Source organism: Eubacterium sp. MSJ-33 (assembly GCF_022174665.1).
GTDB lineage: Bacteria > Bacillota > Clostridia > Lachnospirales > Lachnospiraceae > Coprococcus_C.
The window spans coordinates 198,111-211,636 of record NZ_CP076562.1 but is presented as its reverse complement, the minus strand read 5'-3'; the positions used below and the strand labels follow the sequence as shown (position 1 = coordinate 211,636).

6 protein-coding genes and 1 pseudogene are annotated in these 13,526 nt (G+C 39.6%); all 7 read right to left on the bottom strand.

Features of this window, described 5'->3' with window-relative positions; translation table 11 throughout:
- Positions 1–16: 16 nt before the first annotated feature.
- Positions 17–730, bottom strand: a complete 714-nt coding sequence (locus KP625_RS00920; protein WP_238298744.1) for a glycosyltransferase — start codon at positions 728–730, stop codon at positions 17–19.
- Positions 731–734: 4 nt separating this feature from the next.
- A pseudogene (locus KP625_RS00915) lies at positions 735–1,187 on the bottom strand (DUF4254 domain-containing protein).
- 300 nt (positions 1,188–1,487) lie between these two features.
- Positions 1,488–6,845, bottom strand: coding sequence for a DUF5057 domain-containing protein (locus KP625_RS00910; RefSeq protein WP_238298741.1), 5,358 nt, complete (start codon positions 6,843–6,845; stop codon positions 1,488–1,490).
- 15 nt (positions 6,846–6,860) lie between these two features.
- Positions 6,861–7,805: a PulJ/GspJ family protein gene (locus tag KP625_RS00905; protein ID WP_238298739.1), complete on the bottom strand. Its 945-nt coding sequence runs from the start codon at positions 7,803–7,805 to the stop codon at positions 6,861–6,863.
- A gap of 17 nt (positions 7,806–7,822) precedes the next feature.
- A complete protein-coding gene (locus tag KP625_RS00900; RefSeq protein ID WP_238298737.1) occupies positions 7,823–8,425 on the bottom strand; it encodes a pilus assembly FimT family protein in 603 nt (200 codons plus the stop codon).
- Positions 8,426–8,435: 10 nt separating this feature from the next.
- On the bottom strand, positions 8,436–11,681 hold the full coding sequence (locus tag KP625_RS00895; protein ID WP_238298735.1) for a hypothetical protein: 3,246 nt from the start codon (positions 11,679–11,681) through the stop codon (positions 8,436–8,438).
- Entirely contained in the window at positions 11,682–13,517 is a 1,836-nt protein-coding gene (locus KP625_RS00890) for a type IV pilus modification PilV family protein (protein ID WP_238298733.1), read from the bottom strand.
- Positions 13,518–13,526 lie beyond the last annotated feature (9 nt).

Here is a 13,526-nt window from a genome sequence, read left to right as displayed (position 1 = left end):
CGCTATCTACACCCTCTTATCTTCTGACTCTCTTCTCATTCTTTCTCAACCGGAACAATACTGACACCGCATCTATGACAGATTTAAACTTCAGGCTGGATTTACCTCCGGTATAATGAATCGGCACTTCTTTGTACAAATATCTCCGACAATAATACCGCATCTCTGTCTGATACATATGCCCCTTCGACAAAAACCTGGACAGATAAAAATCCGAAAGTACATCTGCCTGAAATGCTTCATACCCGCTTGTCATATCAGATAATCTTGTACCCAAAAACAGATTTGCAATCCATGTTCCACCTTTACTTAGAAGCCTGCGATACCATAAAACCTGCTTTTCTTCTCCGCCCTGCATAAATCTGGAACTCCATACGCAGTCATATCCCTCTTCCAATGCATCTATAAACAAAGGCAGTTCTTTTGGATCATGACTCCCGCCACCATCCATCTCTATAATCTGCTGCGCACCATCTTTTAATGCAATATGAAATCCATACAGATAACAACTGATCATACCGGTTGACTTCTTATAATACAGACATTTCACTCTGTGATTATATAAAATCTCTGCCTCACGGATGATCTGTTCTGTATTGTCCGTTGAAAATGAATCAATCACCGGATACAGATATAAATTATCGTATGGTAACGCCATTATTTCGTCAATTACATGCTGCATAGTTGCACCTTCATTCGCAACCGGCATAACTATAATTGTTTTCTTCATCTTATCAATCCTTAAATTTCTTTTCGTTATACATCTTCATCTGTCGATACACTTTGAAGCTCTTCTGTCCACTGACAACATCATTCATTAACTGCTGCAGTTCTTCTGTCAGATCTTCTCTTTGTGTTGTTAATATCTGTAATCGATTCTCACAATCCTCGCGAAATGCATCATCTACATCATCGCGGTTTTTCTGTTCTGTCATGTGATATATCTTTAATTCATTGATGCTTAATTTATCTATCAGACTTCCTACTGTTTCCATCTGTTATCTCTCCCCTGCCTGTTCTGTGATAATCTCATCCACTTCTTCAATCAGATCATTCCGATGCTGGTTCAACGGGTTAATATTGCGAATTGCTTTTAAAACAACATCATCCTTATCACTGCGCACTTTATCTTCTTCATGCCACATTTCCGTATTCGTGATGACAAGCTCCCGCACAACAGTCTTCATATCGTCCCGATGTACATTCAATGGTTTGATTTTTCTGATTTCATCTGTAACAATGACATAATCGTCCGGTCTTACACTGTTATTTGCATGCCAGTCTTCTATTGTATCCTGTATCGTTGCTACAATCTCTTTTGCTGTTAACATCCTTCGTCTCTTCCCTTCCAAATATATCTTATATGATACCACAATCTACCTATATAGACAAACAGGAAATCACTCAACTGTCAAAAAACACAACAAAAAGAAAAGAGCTATGAATACCTCCTTACGAAGATATCCATAACTCTAAATTCTTATAAATTACGTCAAGTCAAACAAGTGTGGTTTTAACTTGATCTTAATTCGCTGGTATACAGTATTTCCTGCATCATCCGTTACCTGAATCACAAGATATGTATACTCATTGTTATATGGAGCGAAATAAGATGGCTGGAGTTTCAATCGTGTCATAACCTGATCCGATTCTTTTCCGTCGGCACCCGTATACTTCTCTGTCTCCCAAACATAATCCTTACCATTCATGACTGGTTGACCATTTTCCATCTTCGCCCGTAATGGTATCAGATCGGAATCATATCTCCAGATATCACGACGCTTACCGGATTGTACATTACTTACATTCCAGTTAGCAACCATGATATGGTTTGAATCTTCTGTATATTCATTCGAGCTGTTTGTCAGATAATCCAAATCATAATAGATTCTTACCCTTGAGATCTTAGCACTTGTATCCAAAGTTACCTTCATACTAAACTCCGGATATGCTGTATCCTCATCAACCTTTGTCTCATAAGAACCATCTTCTTTACGTTTGATAATGTTATTTTCCTCTGTCTTGTAGTCATAAATGTTGATTCTCGGCTGATTTACACTCAATCGTACAGAGTTACAGATAATGTTAATAAACAAATACCGCTCATCGTTATTATCCTTACGGATACCTGTGATATCCGAATGACCTGCTCCACAGTAGAATACATTCTTATAAGAATACAGGAAATAACTATCCATCGCATCTCTTGGAGACGCTGCAAACATGGATGATCCAGTCTTTGTATTATAAGCTGCAGCAAGTGAATACCATACTGTCATATCATCGTCTTCCAGATCCACGGCGTATGCCTGTCCATGTGTTGGACCGATATTCAGTTCTTTTGAAATCGTGAATGGGAATGTCGTAACAATGCCCGCATTATTCTGACTTGCTCTGTTTGTACCAAATCCTTTACCACTACTACCAAAATCAAACTGCGTATCCTGAATCTGTGTTGACTGCTCTGCATAATTAACAGTTGCATATCTGTATGGCATTGCATACTTCATTCTTACACCATTATCACCTATCATCTGCACATCTGTATATGCTACCCTTGTCAGATACCGGTCAGTATTAATACCTGATTCTGAATTCCATGCCGCATAACGCTTGTCATCATTTCTCGGTCGCGTAGATAGATTTGTCATAAAATATTTGTTCGTATCCGTTGAAGTATACTTTACATAATTCGAATCAGAACCGGATATAACCGGATTCGAACTATATTTTGCCGAATCTTCTGTCTCTGCATCCGACAGCATATGATACCGATCCATACCAAAATATGAACGAAGTCTTGCTGTCAGCTTAACAGCTCCCTTATCCGCATATGCTGACAATGTGTCATGGAAAAGAACTATCTGATGTCCGTCCCGAACATACTTCTCCAAATCATCCAATGCACATGGTTCTGTAATATCATCTCCATTAAAGCTCTCAGAAGGTCCAAGCAATACTGTGCTGTAGCAATTATTAATCCAATCTGTACCTCCTGCTAACCGCGTATAGAACTTATACAGATCCTTCTTTTCAAGCTTCGCGTCGTTTGCCTTATAATAGTTTGATACCAGTACATCCAAGTCGGTACCATCACTAAAGTAGAAGGATGATATATCATTGGTTAACATGACTCTGCTCGCCATAGAATACAAATCGAAGTAATACTCAGACTCACGAATCTGTTTTAACTCATTTACCCAGTTGATTCTTGAATCTACACCTGGATTTGTATTTGGTGTACGACCATCCGCGATCATTGCGTCAAGTGCTGCATTTAACTTTTCTTTTTCCTTCTCTGCAGTCTCTTCTTTTTCCTGTGATTCCAGCAAATACTGATTTGCAAGTGCTGCATAATCACACTTTTTCTTCTGTACATAGAGAACCTGAATATCATCATCAGACAACTTGTCAATCTTCTCTATTTCCGTAGCACCATCAAGTTTTGCAATCTTTTCATTCAGCAATTGTGTAAAGTCTTCACTGCCCGGTGCATCTGTAGCAGGACCAAGCTTTACTTCTGCACGCATATCCGCTACTGAAACTGCTTGATCAGTAATTGTATTCTTTGTCGTATCTACCTTTTTCGTATACGCATCTCTTACCTGTCGAGACCACTCTTCGAATTCACTTCTTCGAATAATGTCAATATCAAAATCATACAGATTCTCTATATCAGAAGCAAGATTATCATATACTTCATCTGTACCTTTTTTATCGGAACCTGCAAGTGCTCGGCCACCGTCGTAAGTTGCAATACCAAAATCATGCTCATGTTTACCAAAATAAATTTGAGTGTTCTTGGTAACTGTCACATTTTCGCCCCATTGACCTTTATTTGGATCCCAATATGTATATGATATATCCTTATTCCATATACCAGACGTGTTCTTTGTATCCAGATAATACTGCTCATATTCCTGGCTCTGTCCATATCGATAATTGTTTTCCTTAAAGAGTGGGTTGTATTCCAATATCTCGCTGGATCTCTGGCAGATTGGGCAGAAATACAAGGAATCATTTCCTGTCTGACCACCGCCTTTTTCCGGCATAATCTGAAGTACACTTACCTGCTGCTTCTCATCCGAACTATTTTTGATGTAAGAAAATCCCGTCTGAGTAACAGATATGTCTGTGTCATTATCAACAACTTCCAGCATCCAATAAACCGGTCCAAAGAATGAGGTCGGACATGTATACTCGAGCTTTCCTGTGTTACTGCTCGTCATGAATTCTTTACCAGACTTATCTTTGTTGAATTTACTATTTCCATCATCATCGATATACAGTGACACTGTATAATTCGAGCAGTTTGCAACATCATATTCAAATTTCAACGTACGATCTGTCAAGATTGTCTCACTGTCGAATCGGTTGTAGGTTGCCGGCATCTTCTTGACGGTCAGCTTCGGTTTCTTCTTTGCTGCATTGTATACCTGCAGCAGCAATTCCTTACTTCCGGTTACCTGAGTTGCTGACGAATCACTGTCGCTCGTTGATCCAGCCGCAGATGCAAATACTGACACATATCCGGTCTGAGACTCTCCCAGCGTACCATCACTATAGATTTCCACTACAGCATCCTCTTTGAAATCAGTAACCACCGTTGGATTCTCGCTGGTCTTTGTCTTTTGTGCCTCACATGCAGCAAGCACCTTGTACATGTTACAATCCGGGTCAATCGAATTCTGCAAATACCCTTTCGTCTTTGCCATGGTATATGCCCGGAATGCTGTACCACTCACAACGACCGGCATTCCCTTTTCAATATAATCTTTCAATGCAAGATATCGATTATATGTAATATCATTACCATTCAAATAAGTAAATGTACTCTGAATCTTACCATCTTTCTGAACCTCGGATGTAAGTACATTACCCTCTGCAACACTATGGTTTGCTGCACCACCTGTTTCAACGAAATCTCCATTGTGTGAATACATACAGTAGATTGGAAGCTTTGCCAAAGCCTCTGTACTTCGAATATATGGCGAACTATTCGACAACGCCATAAATTTCTGTGGGTCATCTCGTAATGATGATATATTTCCACCAATATAAATCATATCATAGGTTCCGAGAATCTCTGTCTTATCACCGGCAAATTCCTCTGTGGACATCTGCACCAATTTGATCTTGTTGTATGGAATATCCAGTGCATCCGCAAGCTTTGCCTTAGATAATTCCCATGCATAATACTCTGTTCCCTCTGGAAGTTCATTCTTTGTCTTTCCATTTACGACATCTGCAGGTGATTCGTAATAATCACCGCTATAGCCATTTTCCATTGTTTTATTTTTAGACTCTGCTAATTCCTTATCAATTGGATAACAAGGCTGTAATTCCAATACCGTAAACATAGAAGCAGCCGAACTGCTACCGCCAATACCTCTATACTTTGAAGCATTGATCAGATCTGCGATTACCTTTGCTGTACTTGCACTCGCCGATGTTGTAATCAAGCTGAAGTCATTACGGTTTGTTACCATAATATTGTCATACTTGGCAACATAATCAGATGTTGACACAGAGAAGAATAATACATTATATTTTGTATCACGCTTTTCTCCGTCAGTTATATTCGTCTTATTGTCAGCAGTTGCTGTACCCATTGCTGAATCATACACGATATGTAACTTTCCATACATTGCAGAAGCAAGTTTCTTATAAATATCACTTGTTACAGATGCGTTATTACAAGAGTCCTCTAAGATGATCATATCATATTCATCTAAGTCAATCTGTGCAAGCTCAGCTAAAGTGACACGATCATTTTCAATATAATTCGGACGTTTTTCTGTACGCGCATTATATCCATGTGTACTGAAAATCGAATTATCTTCTCTTTTATAGAACACTTTTTTGCCTGTCGAAGTATCTGTCTGTACGGACTTTGTGCCATCTTCTGCAGTAACAATCTGATACAGATTGGTTCCAGGCGGTAACTCTGTATTACCCGCTAATATATCTGTTGTCTTTTGATATGCAGTTTCATTCACACCAACGGACAACACTTTTGCAAGTTTCTGTTCCGCAGGAACAGGTGTTGTAATTATGTTTCCTGTCTCATCCAACTGAATTGCAGAATCATATACATTTTTCCAGACACCATTATTTAACTGTGTCTTACCATTGATTCCCAGATACAAAGATCCGGAAGCATGCGACAAATAATCACTGGCTGACATACCGGAATTCCACTTGAATGTATAGTAATACTTTTCATTCGGTCCAAACACATTCTTTGCCAGATCCGCCATGCTCTTAGAATCATCATTATCAATGACTGTAGCAGTCGGACTGTCAATAATCAACGGTTTAAACGAACCAACTGCATACTCATGTAATACATCATACAATTCTTCACTTATATCATTTTCCTTAGAAAACTTCTTTGCCCCGTCATTGCTGACATAGATCAGATCTGCATTGGAAATTGCCTTCAAAGATTCCTCGTCTTTCACACTTGCCAGATAAGACTTATAATCCACACAACCTTCTGCCATTAACTCCTCGATTGTACGATTTCCATCGATTACATATTTGCGGAATCCCTCATTTTTTAAGGCATAATCCTCTAACGTCGAAGCATTGTTTGAAGTAATCTCAACAATATGATACATCTTGTCAATATCCGGATCCGTCGAATGTGAATTATCAATAATATAATCAATGATTGTCTTTTCACTGACTGACCCACTGGCATCTGCTAAAAGCAGATCATCGGACAGTGCATCATCGCCATTCCCATTTCCAGCAAAAGAGAAAGAAGCGATTGCAACTGCAATTGCTGCAACGAACATAACTGCTAATGCTGATATCGTAATTTTCATTTTACGTTTCATGTTCTTTCCTCCTCCTTACTTTCTTGGTACTAACACAAAAGAATTTCTTGGATTGATTCGTCCAATCGTTGTATATGTCATGCTGGACTGGTTGTAAAACAGATCAATTCCAATTGTCTTATCTTTTGCGTTTACGGTTGCAACACATCCTGATACTTCCACATCGTTCGCACCTTCTTTTCCTGTCCGATAAGAGAAATACTTATTGTACAGATGCGACTGTTTTGAAGATGTGCTTGTCATATCCACTGTATCATTCAGCTTATCCATAAATGCATATTTTCTGCTGTAATACAGATTATTTCCTTCAAAATAGAAGGTAGATACTAATGTATCATTTGTACTATAGACTTTCTTAGAGCCATTCAATGTATATGTGACTTGTGTATCTGTGCCGGTAATCGCATTTGTCAATGTCTGATCATTCGAATCCAAACTTGCTCCGGTTACCTGATTCATATCGATTGGAACCGAACTTTCGATTCTCAGATACGATACATATACTTTATCACTCTCACTTAACTCACTGAACAGCTTCACATTATCCTCGGTTAATACATCTGCATTCGTCAACCCATAATACTGTTTTGTTTTCATGCTCTTCATAGCGTCTGTCAGATCATTTTTTGTCTCTTCATCTCTGACATAATATATCTTCCTCAGAGATGCGCTTGTCTCTTTTCCATCGTCTTCATATCCAGAGAACGTTATCAGACTGTCATCGTCAGCCCGATATCCTACAAGCAAAATATTTGATGCCTGCATAATGGAATCTGTAATCAAGCTATATGTCTCCTGCGCTTGTGTCTGCATTCGGACATCCACTTTTGCTTTCTTCGAAGACATCACGCTTGACCCCATAAAAGATGAAACCGCCAGCATCAAAAATGCAAGTACCGCTATGGCTATGATCAACTCTATCAGGGAGAAGCCGCTATTTTGTTTTATCTTTTTTCTCATCTTCACGCCTCCCCATATTAATTGGATGAATAACTGCCGTTCTTATTGAGCGAAACAGTTGATATCAACACATTTTTATTTGATTTATAGAATTTGAACTTTCCATAACCTGCCGTACACATTCCCTGTCTGTCATAGATAATATAGACCGGTGTACTGTCTGCAATCTCACGTTCGGTTCCGGCATCATCTACATATGTAACCTTGACATACGCAGAAAAGGATGTGCCCTTTCCACTGCCGACATTCTCATCTGCCGGGAAATCATAGCTTCCTTCCGCCGTTATATCCGCACCGTTACCGAAATAATAACCCTTCTTTACATAATACTTGGATCCACTTTTGTAGACGCATAACGCAAATCTGTAATCCGGCTGCTGTTTCTTCCCTGCGCTTGGATCTGCGGGATCAACTGCCACGCACATCTTGCCTTTTGCGTTCATCTGTGCTTCACCAAGTGCATCCTCCAAGGTACTGGATGCTTCTTTTGCCTTCGCACTATGAATAATCGAGATTGTCACCATGGCAGCTCCTGTCAGAACTGCCACGATTGCAATCACAATAATCATCTCTATCAGCGTGTAGCCTTTATTTTCTCTCATAAATCTTCTCTTCTCCATAGGCCACCTCTTATTCTACATTCTTCATCCAGTTAGCGAAACTACATACATCCGTATAATCAATCATATCGATTGTCTTCAAATCTCCGTTATCTGTTCCGCTTGATGATCCTGTACTATCCGGTGAATATCCACGGAAGAGGGAAAGCAGGAATTTCGCATTCTTACCGTTGTTTGTCTCACCTTCGCTCAACATACACTCACGAAGAATGGTACGACATAACTCTGCATTTGATGAAATCGTCTTCACGTTCGAGTTGATGTAGATCTTACCGCCCGCTACAATCATACCTTCAAAATCTGTCACTGTATCATCGAAGTAGACATTTCCCTTTGTCACTACTATACCACGAACCTTACCCTTGTCATCTGTCTTAGAAGAGATAACTACATCATCATTGCTGACCCAAACCGAATAACCGGATGCCAGATTCAATACATGTACCTTATCCTTATCGGCATCACCTGTAGAATTATTAGCAAATTCCGGCATGATATTTGTACTGTCCGTAATCAATGACATATCAAGGAACTTGTTAATCGGCGTAAGATTTTCTTCACCGAAATCCTGACTGTTTACCATATCCTGAATGTACTTTTTTTCAGTATCATTATTGGTAAGTGTCGTAGCATCGACATCTGTTCTGTAATGGCCAAGATTCCACTTCATATAGATATATTCCATATCAAGCTTATCGGATAACTGCGCTGCTGTCACATACTGATCGTCAGCCTTCGTAATATCCTTTACATAATCCTGATTTTTCAATCCATCCGATGTCAAAAGTGCATTCATAACATTTCCAACAACCTGCCCATTCTCGTTCTTCTTATTTTCATCTGCTCTGACAATGCTAAAGGTTGTATTTTCCTTTGCGGTGATTGCACCACTTGAGAAGATGTTTACCTTATCATTATTTTTTACATCCGGGAGAATAATATCACCCGCATCGAAATCTTCATAATCTCCGATATTTACCAGATACTGTGCAATCGCACTCTTCTTATTATTCAGTTCTGCTGTGTAATCCTGAATAAATCCTGCCGCAAAATACTGTGCAGAAGGATATAAATCGGTATCCACAGAATCTTTCACAGAATTATAGGCTCTTTCGAAATCATAATAATAATATCGTTTACCTGATACTTCCTGTAAGATACATGGAACCTTTCCATGGAATACACTATCCGGGAAATACTTCTCAAACAATGTACTCTTATTTACAGATGGAGATAATTCAGCTTCATAGTAACCAAGTGATTTGCCGGATGTATCCTTCGCTAAAGCCGGAGTTCCCTTATATGTAACCGGAATATATGCCTGCTGGTTACTCTTGATAGAGATACTCTCACCTGTCTTATAGTCCCGAATCGTTGTCTTATTCTCGTTGTTTTTACGTTCTTCTGCGGTTGCTTCCGGATTGAAATCCGTTGGATGATACTGATACGTTGATATCAACGCATCTTCATACGCTGTCTCAAGTACTGTTTTTCCTTCTGCATCCTTCTTTTCGGTTCCATCCTCATTAAGTGCAGGTGTTGTCTTTACATTTCCGTTCTCATCATATGCAACTGCCTTACCTGCCTCTCTGTTTACATCCTTTGACAGTTCAATGTATGTACGTCCTGCAAGGAACAAGTTCTGTGTCTGACGCAAGTTCAACGTAGACTGTTCACCGTTCACGATGATTGCACTACTGTTATAATGTCCACGATTTTCTTTCGTCGTTGTGGTTTTTCCATCTTCTGTTTTTGTTGTAACATCCACCTGGAAATTATCAGTATTTACAAGGCTTGTGAACTTTCTGGCATCTTTCTCTGTGCTGTCTCCATAGCCATAGTAATTACCGGCTAACTGGAATGTTGCGCCTGCGGCGTTTACTTCTGTATCATCCTTCACATACAGATCAGCCTTGAAGATTGCTTCCGCACCTTTATACGTATCTTTTTCACCCTCTTTAGATGCATGGATGATTGTGCTGTAGCCATCTAATACGATACCATCTGTCCACACTTCTGTCTGTGTTGTCTTACTTCCGCTTCTACCATAGACAGACAACGAACCTTTATCCACAACAGCCACCATACCTGGTACGATTACTGTATCTGCAACGATGGATACCTGAGAACCATTCACATAGAAACCGGAGTATTTACTCTTCATATTCTCTCCATCGTAATACTCTTTCTGTGTTATGTCCGTTGTATCCTCTTGCTTTTTCATCTCCACATTGTAATAAGTATTTCCTGCGCCCGGTTTATCCACCAATGCACTCTTGGATGTAACAGCGCCATGTGTATACACCTCTGATAATCCTACCGGAGTCATTTTATTATCTTTATCAACAATAGGTTTTCCATCTGCACCAAGCTTATAATATTTTGATTTTCCATCTGCATCTTTTACAATATACTGGTCTTTATCATTCTTGTACTTATCTTTATAAGTCTCTGCAGCTTCACTATCCCATGTGGAAACATTGTACTGTTTATTGTAGTAATCTGATGCCGCATAGATATTTCCGGCAACCGTAAGTGGTGTCGCCTTCTGATCTACATAGACTCCCATATCTGCAACCAGAGAATATTTCAAGATATTCGGATCATCATCCTTAATTGCATCGAATAACACCTTGAAATCCGGATCACCGATTACGATATCTGTTGTAATACTCTGTGTATACGTGCCACCCGCACTGTTTCGATTATACTCCTGCGTCCGGCTCACCTTGACATTCTGTATAATCATACCGACTACCTTGCCTTTATCATTCTTATAATCAACAACCTGCAGTCTTGCCGGATCGAGGACAACTGTCTCATTTGATATATAAGAAGCAAGCAGCTTGCCAAGTTTTGCAGTATCACTTTTGTTCTGGAAGAACGGATTTACCTTCAGATTGTTGTAGAATCTCTCAGCGAACATCTCCTGTGCCTCATCCTGAGATTTTGTCACATAACGGCTCTTACCAAGGTCATATTCTACCATGTTCTCAACCGTATACAGGTAAGCATCCTGCAAATCTTTTACCGTCTGTGTTCCCACACCGGCATAGATCTCATTCATCGCCTGCTCTACATAGTAGAAATTCTCCTTTGAATTCAAATCCTGCAGCTTCAGTCTGTAAGACAAAACCGCTGCTGAAAGCAATGCGCCAACAATAATTCCAATAAATGCAACTGACACAATGACCATGATGATACTGGAACCAGCATTACTTTTTAGTTTTCTGAATAATTTCTTCAATTTTTTCAACTAATTAGCCCCCTTTGCTCCAGATAATCGTATTGTGTTTAATGCGTTACTGTTAGGTCGTAAGACTACCGTGACTGTATACAGACGTTCTTCCTCACGCTTATCATCACTGATCGTACGCAGGATGCTTTCTGCATCTTCCGGATCACAATCTTTATAATTGCCATCACTCTGCTTAACAGAGGTAGTATATACATTTCCCAACGCTTCCTTTTTATATACTGCAGATAATTCATCCACATTTTTATCTACAGGATCTTTTTCACCTCTGACGAACTTGAACTCATCGCCAAAATCATCGGATACAAACTGACAAGATTCACCCTTATAACTTGCCACGCCTTCTCTGTATCCTTTTATGTCGTTTTCCGTTGCAAAGTTCGTGTAGATGTATACACGTTTTGTTGTATTATCACTTTCGTAATTGCCATCTTCATCAAACGTTACTTTACTGTTTGCTGTCTTACTTGCCAGATGAATCGTTACTTTTTTCTTGCTGTCAGACCGATTTGTATAATAATTGAACCCATTTGCTTTCGCCTGATCATAATCCTTATACTGGTTTTTATTGTCATCATTTATTACACTACCATCTGCATCCGGTGCATCTGAATTCATCTGATCTTTATACGGCTTGTACAGATACAGCTTACACTCATCGACATAATTATCAAACATGATATAATCATCTGCCTGATAAGTCACTTCGTCGATATTACTTTCATTCGTATCTCCACTCAGACAATATGGCTGATACTCAAAGTAAATCTCCGGTGCCTTCTCCATATTCGTGAACTTCTGGCTATATATCGTATATGTAATCATATCCGTATACGCCTTCGTAATTGATGGGAGTGGATTTCCATTTTCATCCTTCGGAGTTACAGTCAGGCTGTACTTGTAGATGTAATATACATCTACTTTCACAACATAATCGTTCTTCGATGCATCCGGCTGATCCGCATAAATCTTAATCATACGCTTCGATGTCAAGGCATCCTGCGATAAGATAGACTCACTATCGACATTCAACAACGCCTGTTCCCAGGAATCACGGTCAAGTGTCTTCAGATGATCCATCGCCTTCGAGAACAAAGTCGCATATGCTTCTGAATCATAGCTGGATGTACTGCCAAGAATCAAAGCCATCTTAGTCTTATCCAGATCATGCATATTTCCCAAATTTACCGTGTTCGGGTTCTGGATATATGCAACATCTGTTTTTGCACTATCATTATTCTTGTCTGTGCAGACAATCTTCGTTACATGGTTATCTGCATCATACTCTACAGCAGCACCTTCGTTTGTAATTACAAAATCATTAAACGCCTCATTGCCCGACAGATCTGTCTTCGTCAATCCATATGCAATCTTGTAATGCTTCGGTGCCGTTTCTCCTCCAAAGCTTCGAATCTGAAGAGAAAGATCATCTAACATTACAGTATTGGAATACACATCATTTTTTGCTCCAATCTTACTGTCTTCCAGATTATACTGATAAATCGTATAATCTACTTCCGCCTCGGAAGTTCCATTCATGATTGGCTGTCCATTCTTGTCTACAAGCTTTGCTGTCTTCTTATACTCAACTACGCTTGTAGCACCTGCCGTCCCGCCCGCATCGTATGTCTTATCAAGTTCTTTCTTCGACAGACTCTGGAACTCCTCTATCTCATAGGATGCTGTCTCGTTTGCCTCCTGGAGAGCCTTCGCCTTCCGGCTGGTCTCCATTGTGTTGGCAAACTGTCTGATAATCGGAGTCAAAAGGATTGACAATATGGCAACTGCTATGACGATTTCAATCAAACTGAAACCCTTATTATTTGTTTTTGCCATAAACCTCAC